This window comes from Colwellia sp. F1 (assembly GCF_056238625.1).
Map to the genome: position 1 here is coordinate 179,806 of NZ_JBWDLI010000002.1, position 13,545 is coordinate 193,350.

Annotated in this window: 12 protein-coding genes; 2 read left to right on the plus strand and 10 right to left on the minus strand. The window is 39.3% G+C overall.

What is annotated here, in order from left to right; translation table 11 throughout:
- Positions 1 to 84: 84 nt before the first annotated feature.
- Positions 85 to 2,307 (minus strand): bifunctional diguanylate cyclase/phosphodiesterase, encoded by a 2,223-nt coding sequence (locus tag AC0UA9_RS02545; RefSeq protein WP_475656598.1) that lies wholly within the window; start codon positions 2,305 to 2,307, stop codon positions 85 to 87.
- A gap of 366 nt (positions 2,308 to 2,673) precedes the next feature.
- Here AC0UA9_RS02545 and AC0UA9_RS02550 point away from each other — a divergent pair, with 366 nt between their 5' ends.
- Positions 2,674 to 3,567: a TIGR03899 family protein gene (locus AC0UA9_RS02550; protein WP_475656601.1), complete on the plus strand. Its 894-nt coding sequence runs from the start codon at positions 2,674 to 2,676 to the stop codon at positions 3,565 to 3,567.
- A 143-nt stretch (positions 3,568 to 3,710) separates the two neighbouring features.
- On the opposite strand, the gene cysH is transcribed toward AC0UA9_RS02550, so the two are convergent.
- The 6 genes from cysH to AC0UA9_RS02580 form a co-directional block, all read right to left on the minus strand.
- On the minus strand, positions 3,711 to 4,487 hold the full coding sequence (gene cysH, locus AC0UA9_RS02555) for a phosphoadenosine phosphosulfate reductase (RefSeq protein ID WP_475656603.1): 777 nt from the start codon (positions 4,485 to 4,487) through the stop codon (positions 3,711 to 3,713).
- On the minus strand, positions 4,480 to 6,234 hold the full coding sequence (gene cysI, locus AC0UA9_RS02560; protein ID WP_475656606.1) for an assimilatory sulfite reductase (NADPH) hemoprotein subunit: 1,755 nt from the start codon (positions 6,232 to 6,234) through the stop codon (positions 4,480 to 4,482). Before cysI ends, cysH begins: the two co-directional genes overlap by 8 nt.
- On the minus strand, positions 6,234 to 8,063 hold the full coding sequence (locus AC0UA9_RS02565) for an assimilatory sulfite reductase (NADPH) flavoprotein subunit (RefSeq protein ID WP_475656610.1): 1,830 nt from the start codon (positions 8,061 to 8,063) through the stop codon (positions 6,234 to 6,236). Before AC0UA9_RS02565 ends, cysI begins: the two co-directional genes overlap by 1 nt.
- A 168-nt stretch (positions 8,064 to 8,231) precedes the next feature.
- Positions 8,232 to 8,996 carry a TIGR04219 family outer membrane beta-barrel protein gene (locus AC0UA9_RS02570; RefSeq protein WP_475656614.1) on the minus strand — a complete coding sequence of 255 codons (765 nt, stop codon included), beginning with the start codon at positions 8,994 to 8,996 and terminating at the stop codon, positions 8,232 to 8,234.
- Between the two features lie 5 nt (positions 8,997 to 9,001).
- Positions 9,002 to 10,003, minus strand: coding sequence for a DUF2333 family protein (locus tag AC0UA9_RS02575; RefSeq protein ID WP_475656617.1), 1,002 nt, complete (start codon positions 10,001 to 10,003; stop codon positions 9,002 to 9,004).
- A 9-nt stretch (positions 10,004 to 10,012) separates the two neighbouring features.
- Entirely contained in the window at positions 10,013 to 10,516 is a 504-nt protein-coding gene (locus tag AC0UA9_RS02580) for a copper chaperone PCu(A)C (protein WP_475656621.1), read from the minus strand.
- A gap of 67 nt (positions 10,517 to 10,583) precedes the next feature.
- Between AC0UA9_RS02580 and AC0UA9_RS02585 the strand changes: the two genes are divergently transcribed.
- Entirely contained in the window at positions 10,584 to 11,321 is a 738-nt protein-coding gene (locus tag AC0UA9_RS02585; RefSeq protein WP_475656623.1) for an enoyl-CoA hydratase-related protein, read from the plus strand.
- 20 nt (positions 11,322 to 11,341) lie between these two features.
- Here AC0UA9_RS02585 and AC0UA9_RS02590 read toward each other — a convergent pair whose 3' ends face one another.
- From AC0UA9_RS02590 to dusA, 3 genes are all read right to left on the minus strand, one after another.
- Positions 11,342 to 11,686, minus strand: coding sequence for a hypothetical protein (locus AC0UA9_RS02590; RefSeq protein ID WP_475656626.1), 345 nt, complete (start codon positions 11,684 to 11,686; stop codon positions 11,342 to 11,344).
- 35 nt (positions 11,687 to 11,721) lie between these two features.
- A complete protein-coding gene (locus AC0UA9_RS02595; protein ID WP_475656629.1) occupies positions 11,722 to 11,949 on the minus strand; it encodes a PspC domain-containing protein in 228 nt (75 codons plus the stop codon).
- A 445-nt stretch (positions 11,950 to 12,394) separates the two neighbouring features.
- A complete protein-coding gene (dusA, locus tag AC0UA9_RS02600) occupies positions 12,395 to 13,384 on the minus strand; it encodes a tRNA dihydrouridine(20/20a) synthase DusA (RefSeq protein ID WP_475656631.1) in 990 nt (329 codons plus the stop codon).
- Between the last annotated feature and the right edge of the window lie 161 nt (positions 13,385 to 13,545).

A 13,545-nucleotide genomic window follows, 5' to 3' on the forward strand; every position in this document is an offset into this window, starting at 1 on the left:
CCTAGAATAGGTGTGTTCGTTACAACTTGCTCTCAAGACCTTTATTATACTTTAGCCAAGATAAATAAAGCGCTCAATTGGTTATTATGACTGATTTTGGAGGAATGCTAAGAAATCATCAGAGGGCATAGGTTTAGCATAATAAAAACCTTGTACTTCATCGCAACCTAACTCAAGTAATCGGTCTTGCTGTTCAACTTCCTCAATACCTTCGGCAATAACTTTTAGCTTCATTTTTTTGCCTAAGTTAATAATGGTTTCCGCAATAATAGATTGTCCCTTTTGCGCAATGCCATTAATAAATGATCGATCTACTTTTAGGCGGTCAAGGGGAAGCTTCTGTAAATAACTCATTGACGAAAAGCCAGTGCCAAAGTCATCAAGCGCAATACTGATCCCTTGACTCTTCAAGCTAACCAAAGCATCGATGACCGCTTGGGGGTCATCCATTAGAATATTTTCAGTAATTTCTAATTCTAATTTACTCGGTAGTATTTTGTGTGCTTTTGTCGAATTAAGTACGGTGTCAACGAAGTTGCCACACCTAAACTGAGGTATTGATACATTCACGGATATGGTAATATCATCAAATAATGTTTGTTCTAGTCGTTTAATTTCTGCGCAAGCTTTATTAATAACCCACTCGCCAATTCCTACAATTAAACCTGAATATTCTGCCAATGGAATAAATACCGCAGGAGAAATAAAATTACCATCTCTCGTGCGCCAGCGTAAGAGCGCCTCGGCCCCAATGACTTTACCCGTAGTAAGGTTCAATTGCGGTTGATACCATAGCTCTAGACGGTTTTCAGCAAAATCACTACGCAACTGCCTTATCATATTTAAACGCCATTGCGTTTCGTCTGCTAACTCTGGGTTATAATAAGCGTAATGGGTTTCTCGCTTTTTCTTGGCTAGATTCAAAGCAATATTAATTTGGTTTAATACTTTTACGCCGCTACTACTCGCATGCGCTTTGCTGCAAAAGCCAAAACAAGCATTCATAGGGATTTTTTGCTCCCCAGCTGTAAAGGGCTGTTCAAATAAAGCCAGCAGTATTTCAGGTGTTAAACAGGTACTTGTGCCAATAATACCAAAAACATCTGCGCCAACACGCGCAACTGTACAGCCACAGCTTATGTCTTGTAATCGTTGAGCAACCGCAATCAGTAACTGATTACCGATATCTTGCCCTAATGCGTCATTCACATCACTAAAGTGATTTAAATCAATTAAAGCAGCCACTTCATTATCAAGGCCACTGCGCGTAAAAGTGTCAAGCATGCGCACAAACTCTAAACGATTAGGTAAATTTGTTAACCAATCTTTATAAGCTGCATTATTGAGCTTATGAAACAAGTATACATTTTCATAACCAATACCAATGCCTGTTATAAACACTTCTAACAGTTGTTTTTGAAGATCCTGTAAAGGCTCGGATAAAGCAAGATAGACAACAGCACGTGAGGTGTTTCTAGCAATGTATAAATAAACTGAGTCAGCAAAGTATAAATGTTGTTTTTGAGTAAAACAGGTATTAATAGACTGGCTGACTTGCTCATCTTTTAACATCACTAATTTTTGCTTAGGCAGCAATGATGAAAAACCTTGCTGAGCAATAACGTAAAGACTTAAGTCGTCAACGTTATCAATTATTCCTTGCCCCCTACCACAGAACAAGCCTTCAATGTCTTGATTTAACAGTTGTGATAATTGCTTTAAAGTGCCTTTAGCGTACGCAGCTATAGAGTGGAGCTCAAAAAGACTCGAAGAGCCTGAAACAATTTTCTCTAAACCTTGTCGGCTTTCGGTAACGGTGGCAATTTGTTGATAAGAGCGAATAGCTGCATAAACGGTTGTTACAAGCTTTCGGCGTGTTAACTCTGTTTTTGTTTTGTAGTCATTAATGTCATATTCTTTGATGACACTTTCTTCTGGTGCATACCCAGGCTGGCCTGTTCTTAAAACAATACGTATGTCCTGTCGGTTTAACACCTCACGGATATGTTTAACAACCGTTAACCCCGCATTATCCGTTTCCATAACAACGTCAAGCAAAACTAATACTATATCAGGGTTTTTTTCAATCACTTGACAAGCTTCATTGCCAGAATAGGCATGAAAATATTCCAAGCGACGACCAAGAACGACTAAATCAGATAGTGCTAATTGAGTAACTGAGTGTATTTCAGGATCATCGTCGACAATCAGAACTTGCCAGACTTTTTTTGTCTCGTCTAAAGTTTCTTCTTCATCACTGTCATCGATAAAAAGAAAGTCATTTTCTGGATTTCCTGAAACCTGCATACTACCCTCAAGTAATTAGTTTATAACTAATTAAATTAGAAAATTGATCAACTAGCTCGTATTGACTCAATACTTTCTTTAATTATAACGGACTACTCCTAACTATAACCGAACTATAGCGTATTACTACTTTTTTGCTGCATACTTTTTCATTTTTTTCGCTTTACTTTATAATTTATATACCGACAGATAATAAACTATATTTATATATACCTAATAAATGTCGCTTTGACAAACGTTAATAAATCCATACAATAAATAATAGTTATATGGCAATAGATGGTGTGTGCTGTTTCGTTTTATCTTACTAAGATTCATTGCAGAGCAAGCATATCATTAGGGGGTTTATTAATATGGAGTATTCAATTGAAATCAGATAAACCAGCCGTTGTTATTGAACACGCTAATGACAATAATACTGCCCTTCCCACGGAAAGTGATGAGCTCAATAAAAAGAGCGGTGAATCAACCGCGCAAAACCAATTCTTTAAAATAAGTCAGCAATTTGGTCTTGAGGCGCCTTTATTACCCAAAGAAAAGCAAATGCCACTGGAGGAGCGGAGTAAAAAGCGAGAAAGATTAACACACCTTCGTAAGCAAGAAAACATAGAAGAGATAATGGAGAAAACCTTTGCTTTTTGTTCCGATAAGTCAATTGATAAGAGAACTGACTTAGACTGGTTTAATAGTTATATAAACTTGGCTGAAAATATTAGTAATAGTATTATGCAAGACTTGTGGGCCAAAATATTAGCCGGGGAATTAGCCCGTCCGGGGTTATATTCACTTAAAGCATTAAAAGTGTTTCGTGAGATGAGTATTGTTGACGCTAAGTTATTTGCAAAAGCATGCGCTTTAGCGGTAAAAGATCACAGTAAAAGAAATATTCGCGTACTTTCCGGCTCCTACCAAAAGCCAAACCTATTCAATTTTTTTAGCCAAGGCAACCAACAGTATATTAATTTAAGTCATTTTGGCTTGAATTATGCCGATATATTAGCACTTGCTGACAATCACCTAATTTTTAAACAACAAAGTGAATCAAGTATGATGGCAAAGGGTGAAGCACTTCATTTTTCATATAATGGCGCTGCATTAAAGCTGATCAGTAAAAAAAATAATATTGCATTACAGTTTTATAAGTTCACGCCAATTGGTACTGAATTAGCAAATTTAATTAATGATAAGCCCAACGAAGCTTTCTTGGCAACATTACAAAAAAAGCTAGCGTACCATTTTGATGTAAATAACGGAGAATAGGTTGACTATAATTTATAAGGGGTGAGCTTACCCCCCCCCCGTAAAATAAGCACAACGAAGGCGTCATATCTTGACTATTATCTGCCTTCGCTTGCTGTCGTTATTGGTTGGTTTCTAGCCACACCGCTAACCACACCGCTGCTTTAAATGCCATCACCATCAGTGTGTAAGCCACATTCACGTTGGCCACCGCCAAAGCGTGTTTCGCTTTCATCCATCCCTAGCGTTAATGGCTTAGTGCTATGTACATCCCCCACAGATACATAACCTTCATCCCACAATGGATGGTAAGGCAAGTTATGTTTTGTTAGGTACTGGTGTACGTCTTTGTTAGTCCAATCAATAATTGGATGCACCTTGTAGCGCCCTCGTAATGTACTCACAACTCCTAAGCTTTCACGATGAGCAGACTGCTGACGTCGAACGCCTGAGAACCAAGTTTGGGCATTAAGCTCGGATAAACCACGCTCTAACGGCTCTACTTTATTACGACGGTTATAGGCTTTTAATGCTTCATCACCTGCTGCCCATTCTTCACCATATTTTGCTAGTTGCCATGCAGTGCTTTCTTTCGCCTGATACACTTTTAAATTTAAGTTTAAGCGCTCTGTTAACTGCTCAATAAATTGATAGGTTTCTGGGAATAAATGCCCAGTATCTGTAAGCAGGACAGGAATATTGTTATCAATTTGTGTTAACAAGTGCAGCATTACCGCAGATTGAACACCAAAGCTAGAAGACAAAACAAATTCGCTCGGCAAGTTTTCCATTGCCCACTCAGTGCGCGCTTGTGCTGTTTGCTTTTCAAGTTGTTGGTTCCATTCATCTAACGAGCCACTCGGAAAAGTAAGCTCAATAGCACGATTAGCCGTATCACTACTTGTGGCAACCTTTGCATTATTTGTTACAGCATTAAGCATGATGAAAATCTCTAAAGCTTACAATCACCTGCTCAACAATACCTGCACGAATAACAAAATCACCAAAAGCTTCATTTTCGTTGCGCTCTGCCACCCAACGTGCACTCAGTGCATCAATTTCACTTAGTATCGTTGCTTCATCCACGTTTTCTTTGTAAAGCTTGGGCACACGAGATCCGGCTAAGTCACTCCCTAAATACATATTGTATTTACCTGGACCTTTACCAACAAGGCCAATTTCTGCCAACATAGCTCGACCACAACCATTAGGGCAACCTGTTACCCGTAAGATAATGCTTTCGTCTTTTAAGCCATTTTTTTCAAGGATAGCTTCAACATCATCAACCAAACCGGGGAGGTAACGCTCAGCTTCTGCCATCGCTAATGGGCACGTTGGAAACGCAACACACGCCATAGAGCTTTTGCGCTGGTTACTCACACCATCATTAATTAACCCGTGATCGCGTGCTAGTTTTTCAATAGCCGCTTTATCTTCTGGAGCAACGCCGGCAACAATTAAGTTTTGGTTTGCCGTTATACGAAAATCACCTTTGTGTATCTTAGCAATTTCACGCATTCCCGTTTTTAATGCTCTATTACCTGTAGCAGCATCATCAAAATCTAAAATACGACCATTTTCAATAAATAAAGTTAGGTGCTGTTTACCGTCAATGCCATTAACCCAACCAAAACTATCACCACGGTGGGTAAACTTGTAAGGACGTGAGTCAGCAAATTTAACACCCGCACGGCGTTCTACTTCGGCCCTAAACGTTTCAGCGCCAACACGATCTAATGTGTATTTCGTTTTCGCATTTTTACGGTTGACACGGTTACCCCAATCACGCTGTGTACTTACTACCGCAGCAGCGATAGCTAAGGTGTGCTCTTTATCGATATAACCAAAATCATCTGCACAGCGAGGGTAAGTTGCCGTATCGCCATGAGTCATGGCTAAACCACCGCCAACGAGTACGTTAAAACCAGTTAACTTTCCGCCCTCATGAATAGCAACAAAGTTTAAGTCATTACCATGCACATCAATATCATTATGCGGTGGGATAACAACAGTTGTTTTAAATTTACGTGGTAAGTAGTTGCTGCCTAAAATTGGCTCAATTACTTCATCTTCAGTCGTTTCAACACGCTCTTCATCTAGCCAAACTTCAGCGTAAGCACGCGTTTTAGGCAGTAAATGTTCACTGATTTTAGTTGCCCATTCATAAGCTTCTTGGTGAAACTCAGACTCTACGGGGTTAGACGTACAAAGTACGTTACGGTTAACATCACCCGCGGTAGCAATTGAATCAAGCCCTACACTATTAAGTGTTTGGTGCATCAATTTAATATTGGGTTTTAATACACCATGAAACTGAAATGTTTGACGCGTTGTTAAGCGAATGCTGCCGTAAGCAGTGTACTCATCAGCAAACTTATCAATCGCTAACCACTGTTTAGTACTGATAATACCGCCAGGCAAACGAGCTCTAAGCATGACATTATGCAACGGTTCAAGCTTTTGCTTTTGACGTTCTGCTCGAATATCACGGTCATCTTGTTGATACATGCCATGAGTACGGATCAACTGAAAATTATCGCTTGTGAAGCCGCCGGTTATTCTATCTTTTAAATCTTCTGTAATGGTGCCGCGAAGATAATCACTTTCTGCTTTTAAACGCTCGTTATCAGTCTGTTTGCCTTCAACAATTAATACAGGGTTTTCTACTTTTGGTAAATCATTGCTCATTAGTAAACATCCTTCTGGTAACGCTTATTAGATCTAAGTGATTTTAAATAATCTTCTGCTTGCTCGTTGCTTAGTTGGGCTTGATCTTCGATAATTTCAACCAGCGTTTGGTGAACATCTTTTGCCATACGGTTAGCATCACCACAAACATACAAGTGCGCGCCACGCTCTAACCATTCAAAAATATCGCTCGCATGTTCTTTTAACCTGTCTTGTACATATATCTTTGTTGCTTGGTCACGAGAGAATGCAACGTCCATACGTGTTAATAAACCAGATTTTAAATAGTTTTGCCATTCAACCTGATATAAAAAGTCTTGCGTAAAGGTTTGATCACCAAAAAACATCCAGTTGTCACCACTTGCATCACGTGCTTCACGCTCTTGCATGAACGCTCTAAATGGCGCAACACCTGTGCCAGGACCAATCATAATAACCGGTGTGTCGTCTGAGGTAGGTAAACGAAAGTTATCATTATGCTCAACAAAAACTTTGACTTGCTGCCCTTCCTCTAAACGGTGTGATAAGAAACCAGAAGCTCCGCCAGTGCGAGTTTCGCCATCAGCGTCATAACTAACCACACCTACGGTTAAATGGACTTCTTCCTCCACTTCAGCTTGTGCTGAGGCAATAGAATATAAACGCGGCGTGATTTTACGTAACGCATCAACAAATGTTTGAGCATCGAGTTCGGCCTTAGCAATTTTTACCACATCTATAATTTGATGAGCGCCAGCAAATTCACGCGCTGCATTCTTATCACTTGCAATTTCACTCAGCTGTTCATTTTTAGATTGTAACGCCCAAAATTCGATAAAAGACGGCGCTGTTTGCGTGATTTCTAATTGGCTAATTAATGCGTTTCTTAAGCTGTATTCTTGGCTTTCACCGGCAATTTTTAAGTTAACTTTTTCATCACCTGAAAAGTTAAGCTCGCTTAATAATTGAGTAACCAAGGTTTCATCATTTTCAAACCATACGCCTAAAGCATCACCGACTTGATAGGTTAAGCCAGAATCGCCTAAATCTATTTCAATATGGCGAACATCTTTGGCAGAATCTCGGCCAGTAATTTTTTGGCTTACTGAAAACTCAGCCACTAATGGGTTTTGTTTAGTGTATTGGCTAGCCGCTCCCGCTACGGGTAAATCGACTACTGCAGCTAAAGGGGTATCGGTTTGGGTAAGCTCTTCTTTTAATGACTCAACAATGTTTAATGTCCAGCTTTCACAGTCACTGTCATAATCAACATCACAATCTAAGCGAGGAGCAATTTGTGTTGCTCCTAGCGCTTTTAAGCGATTATCAAAATCTTTACCTGTTTGACAGAAGAATTCATAACTACTATCTCCTAATGCTAACACACTGTATTGTAAGTTAGGCAATTTAGGCGCTTTTTTACCAAGTAAAAACTCATGGAATTCAATAGCATCATCAGGTGCTTCACCTTCACCATTAGTGCTCGCAACAATTAATAAATGCGTTTCATTCTTTAATGACTTAGGTTTATAGTCAGCTGTATTTTTTAATACTACCGTGATCCCTGCCGCCTTAGCACTTTCAGCTAATTGAGTGGCAACACCTTTCGCGTTACCCGTTTGCGAAGCATAAAGAATGGTTAAAGTTTTAGCTGCTGCGGCGGCTGGTGCCGGAGATAATGACACGCCCTGGCCTGACTCACTTTTTGCGGCTAAATAACCACTTGCCCAGGCAAGTTGTAACGGCGAGTAGCCAGACGTAGCCTGTTGTAATAAAACAAGTTGATTTGCATCAAGCGAGCTCGATGCTGTATTTGAATTTTGCTGTAAAGATAGCTGTGCTTGTGGCATAAGAATGTTCACCATTAACAATTTATAGGCTAATGATAGACAAAAACAGATCAAACTAAAAAGAATAGATAGAAGTTTGTTATTCCAAAAAGGAATATGGAAAGAAGATTGAATTGTGCTTGACGCTAGTTCAAGCACTCAACTTGTAGAAAATACTGCTGTTAATCACTAAAAGTGAATAATGGCACCAGCAAATACGCCGTCAAAAGTTAGGTCTGAGTATAAGCCATCGATGTCATTTAATACTAACTTTACACTTCGATAACCTAAGGTAACGTCAAAGTCGACAGCAAGGTTATCAAGTATCGCATAACTTACACCCACTTGGTAGTCATGTACGCTGTCACTGTCATATGAGAAATAGTTACCTTCAGCAAATACATTAAAACCTGTAAATGGCAAGCCAACTATCGTTTTAGCATACAGCAAGGGTAAAAAGCCAGAGGCCATCAATTTACTATTGAGTGAGCCACTTTGTTCTGCAACACCAAAATTAGTCTCAATATCTCGTACTGTTAAGCCAAAGTCAAACGTCAGTAAGTCGTTATCAAATAGCTCATAATAAAAGGTGTAGTCAACGTAGCTAAGATCTAACGTGGTGTCTACATTTATTGGACCGCTGTAGGTTTCTCCACCGAAGGTAAAACTACGGTCGCTATCTATTGTGCTTTCTCCCACGGTATCAAGTGTTGTAGATGTTAATTTGATATTCGGAATTAGAGGAATTGGGTGTTCAAGCGCGACAAAGTAGCTCCCTTGCGTTTTATCTTCAAAATTAAAAGCTACTTGATCTAATTTACTCTCGCCAAAAGAACCGTCTGCTTGGCTTGCCCAAACTTGCCCGCCAATATAAAGCCCTAACAGGGTGTCCGCCTGTACATTTGTAACACAAAGCATTGTCGCCAAACTTGTGGCTATGATTGCTTTTTTCATTCTTATTACCCTTTTCTTAATAGTTCGTTTAAATCAATTAATGCCGCATTGGCGCGTGATATATAATTAGCCATCACGAGCGAGTGATTGGCAAGCACACCAAAGCCATCACCATTTAACACCATTGGGCTCCAAAGTGTTTGCTGGCTTGCTTCTAATTCTCTAATTATTTGTTGTAAGCTAATAGTAGCATTTTTATTTTTTAACACGCTGTCGAAATCAATTTCTATTGCTTGTAAAAAATGAAGTAATGCCCACGCCGCGCCACGTGATTCATAAAAAACATCGTCTAACTGCCACCAACTGGTTCTAACCTGTGAACGAGCACTTTCGCTAGTTGATTGTTTAGCTTCATTGTCACCCGCTAAATCGGTATTTATTTTTTCTTTACCAACACTCGCACTTAATCGTTGAGAATAACTCCCTAAACGCTTTTGTACCTCATCTAAATAGGAGGTTAAGTTGTCAGCTCGTGCATAAAACTGAGCATTGCCACTTTTTACTGTGCTCAAGCCTACTAAGGCATCTCTGTAGAGGTGCAAGCTCTCAATTGCTTTTCTATATTCTGACTCTGCGCTAGGCATCGCCCAGCTTTTATTGTCGATATTAAACTGTGGTTGTGCTTTTTGAATATGAACATTTTCTAACGATTGAGATTGAGAGCGACTGAAGTCTTTACGTAACACCAGCGCCATATCTCGTACCATTTCAAGCACACCAAATTCCCATGCGGGCATGTTGTCTAAAAACACACCTGGAGGTAATGCGTCGTTTGAGATATAACCACCAGGTTTGTCTAAAATACTGCTTGCCACTTTAATTAAGGTGGTCGTGGTGGTGTAACCAACAACTGGCGCAACCTTATCTGCTGTTGCCGCTATTTTTACTTCTTGCGCAATATCAAAAGAATCAACACTAGTGCTCCAGTAAACACCGATCAAATAAAAAAATACAAAAATACCTACCACTAGGTAGCCAATGTTTTTCGTTGAAAAGTTCATTTTCATTTTTTTCTCCTAGTGATGGTGATGTAAGTGTTTGACTGTTTCGCGCGCTGACTTCTCTTGCTTAGGACTATAAACCGGCACTTGTATCTTTCTCGTTACATCATTAGAAAAATGTAAGATTAAGTCGACTTTTTGCTGAGGTGTAAGCGGCTCTCGCACATCAAAAACCATTAAATGTAAGCCTGATGGTTGCAATTTAACTCGCGTTTTAGGTTTTATGTCCAATGAGTTGAATTTACGCATACGCATCATACCATCAACCATTGTATGTTGGTGTATTTCAATGCGCGGTGAAATAGCGCTAGTAACCTTTAGTAAGGTAATATTTTGCTCATTTGTGTTTTCAATGTCCATATAAGCTGACGAAATAGACGTACCTGGGATGGTAGCACGGATATAAGCTTTCTCAATGAAAGGGCCTGAGCTTTTATTTTCTGCTGAGGCACTTGCTACGCCAACAAAACTCAGCGCACAACATAGTAGTAATAAACAAAATAAATAAGTATTTTTCATTTGATGCTATACATCCTTTTTGATAACCCTTAAAGTTTAACTTTATCACTCTTCGTAAAGTAACAAAATGACTGACTTCATTATAACCAAAGAAAGCAACAGTGTATTAACTATTATTTTAACGCGTTTTGACAAAAAAAACGCGCTTAATACAAAAATGTACCAGCAGCTTTGCCAGCACTTTGAATACGCTAAAAATAGCGCTAAAATTCATTGTGTTTTGATTCACGGTAATGAACAATGTTTTAGTGCTGGTAATGACCTACAAGACTTTATTGAAAGCTCACAAAGTGATTCCTTGGCTGCGCTTGACTTTGTTAAGGTACTAAGTGAGTTTAACAAACCCATTATTGCTGCTGTTGCCGGTGCGGCAGTTGGTATTGGTACCACTTTATTACTCCATTGTGATATGGTGATTGCCGCTAATAATGCTAAGTTTAAACTGCCTTTTACTCAATTAGGCTTATGCCCCGAAGCAGGCTCTAGTTTTTTATTAACCCGCTTAGTTGGCCAAAACCGTGCGTTTGAATTAATGGTACTTGGTAATACCTTTTCAGCTGAACAAGCCTTAGAATACGGTATAGCCAATCAAATTTGTGCTCCTAACGAGTTATTGCCTACTGCTGCAAAAATCGCAGAAAACATTGCTACATTACCGAGTGATGCAGTAATGACAAGTAGAAAACTTATTCGCCAAGCTAGCCAAAACCACTTGTCACAAGTTATTGCAAACGAAGGTGATGAGTTTTCCCGCTTAGTTAACACACCTGAGTGCAAAGCTATTTTAGCCCGTTTTTTTAAGTAAATTTTTTGTAAATCTTACAGTTAGTAAGGGTATTGTTTTCTTGGTGTATCTTTAACGACTAACCAAATCACTGCTGCAATTAAAAAAACAGGCCAGAAAACACCTATCGCTAATAAAACTACTGACCCTGCGATTAAAAAGCCGATAAAAATCAACGAACCAAATACACTTAACACGATCGCTAGCGCGATCAATACTAAAATCACCGTAGACACTGTCCCCACTCCTATTGCTTTTAATGGCGCTATTAACTCACCATTAATGGTTAGGTTTACGTTAAAAAGCGCTAAAAAGCTAACACCTAAAACATAGGTTAAAAACACAGTTGCCAAAATAGCGAGTAATAACGATTTAATAAAGCCCAATTTCTCTCCCCTCTTTGCCTTACAATCAGTGCTTATTAGTATTTACGCTCTGGCAATAAAATACTTGCAACGACATAAGCAACCCCTGTCACAACGGGAAAAAAGATTAGGGCAGCCAATGTTACAAGGCGGACTGCAATACGCGAAAATCCATAATGTTTGGCAATTCCTGAACATACACCCGATACTTTTTTATACCTGCCATCTTTCGACAACCTGCCATGTATACGCTGGTGTGGGGAAAATTCTCTTTCGTATTTCATTGTGCGTTCCTTTTATACCTTGCAAGGTGACTTTGAACAAAGCCATTACTACCTAAGTTAGTTTGTGTATTCTCTAGTCAGCTACTAGTAAATAATTGATGGTACTTAATTTACTTTACTGAGTATTACAAGACTGAGTATTACAAGTGCCGTGCCAACGAGTAAAAAAACATTAACTATTGATTTTAAAGGATAAGTGTCGCGTCTCTACTGGAGAGACCTAAAGACATAATATGTCAATTATTCACATAATAGTTAAATTGACCGCATAATTGGTTAAATTGACTAACATTAACGAGATGTTTTTCGCTATTAACCGTGAGTTTTGTCAACTATTGAAGGTAGCGTCGGCAGCAGAACAAAGCAGATATAGCCAGATGTAAGATATAATAAGGAATAACGCTATTAACTAGGGTTCACGCCAATAGCGTATAAACCCCCTTTATTAGTCAACGTCAAGTAGTGTTACCTTAGCAAAAGCCTGTTTTAACGAGTCACCGTTAGCATTAGCATTGCCCGAGCAGTCACTTAAATCACGACGAAACTGTCTAGCGCCGGGTAAACCATTACAAAGCCCGAGCATATGTCGTAACACATGCCATGCCCTATTGCTACCATGTTCAGGTGTGGTGCTAATATAAGTATTAATGTAATCAGCCATTAAGTTAATCACCTGCTCGCGCGAGATAACCGGTTTGTCTATACCATAAATGTGTTGATCTGCTGCTGACAATAAATAGGGACTGTTGTATATTTCACGCCCTATCATCACGCCATCAACGTGCTGTAAATGCGCCTTTGTTTCTGCTAACGATTTAATGCCACCATTAATGGAGATGGCAACGTTAGGGAAGTCTTGTTTTATTTGATACACCCTTGCATAGTCTAGCGGTGGAATATCACGGTTTTGTTTAGGGCTTAAACCACTTAACCACGCTTTTCTTGCATGCACAATAAAATGCTGACAACCAGCAGCTGCTACTTGCTCAATAAAGGTATGCAAAAATTCATATGAATCTAGGTCATCTATACCAATGCGAGATTTCACAGTTACAGGCAGGTTAGTAGCCGCTTGCATTTCAGTAACACAATCGGCAACTAATTGTGGCTCAGCCATTAAGCAAGCACCAAAACGGCCGTTTTGCACTCGATCTGAAGGGCAACCGACATTAATATTAATTTCATCATACCCATACTGCTCTGCTATTTTTGCGCATTCAGTCATATCGTTTACATTACTGCCGCCTAATTGCAGCACTAACGGATGCTCTGTATCATGGTAAGAAAGATAGTCGCCTTTACCATGTAAAATAGCGCCTGTTGTGACCATTTCAGTATAAAGCACAGTATGGGCAGACAAAACGCGATAAAAATATCGACAATGACGATCGGTCCAATCAAGCATGGGGGCAACGGAAAGTTTGTGAGAAATCATGAAGTAACGATAAAACCTTTAAATCTAAATAAGTTGAACGCCAACAATTAACGTCGTATATTCCGTGGATTATACTGCGTTTATAAACGCTAAACAAAGAAATAACCATAATAGATTTGAGCTGTACCCCACTTAAACACGCGTATCAAACAGGTAAAAAA

Coding starts and splice junctions, on each gene's coding strand:
- dusA (WP_475656631.1), bottom strand. CDS start 13,384: ATGATTTCTCACAAACTTTCCGTTGCCCCCATGCTTGATTGGACCGAT.
- AC0UA9_RS02585 (WP_475656623.1), top strand. CDS start 10,584: ATGACTGACTTCATTATAACCAAAGAAAGCAACAGTGTATTAACTATT.
- cysH (WP_475656603.1), bottom strand. CDS start 4,487: ATGCTTAATGCTGTAACAAATAATGCAAAGGTTGCCACAAGTAGTGAT.
- AC0UA9_RS02570 (WP_475656614.1), bottom strand. CDS start 8,996: ATGAAAAAAGCAATCATAGCCACAAGTTTGGCGACAATGCTTTGTGTT.
- AC0UA9_RS02575 (WP_475656617.1), bottom strand. CDS start 10,003: ATGAAAATGAACTTTTCAACGAAAAACATTGGCTACCTAGTGGTAGGT.
- AC0UA9_RS02580 (WP_475656621.1), bottom strand. CDS start 10,516: ATGAAAAATACTTATTTATTTTGTTTATTACTACTATGTTGTGCGCTG.
- AC0UA9_RS02545 (WP_475656598.1), bottom strand. CDS start 2,307: ATGCAGGTTTCAGGAAATCCAGAAAATGACTTTCTTTTTATCGATGAC.
- AC0UA9_RS02595 (WP_475656629.1), bottom strand. CDS start 11,949: ATGAAATACGAAAGAGAATTTTCCCCACACCAGCGTATACATGGCAGG.
- cysI (WP_475656606.1), bottom strand. CDS start 6,234: ATGAGCAATGATTTACCAAAAGTAGAAAACCCTGTATTAATTGTTGAA.
- AC0UA9_RS02565 (WP_475656610.1), bottom strand. CDS start 8,063: ATGCCACAAGCACAGCTATCTTTACAGCAAAATTCAAATACAGCATCG.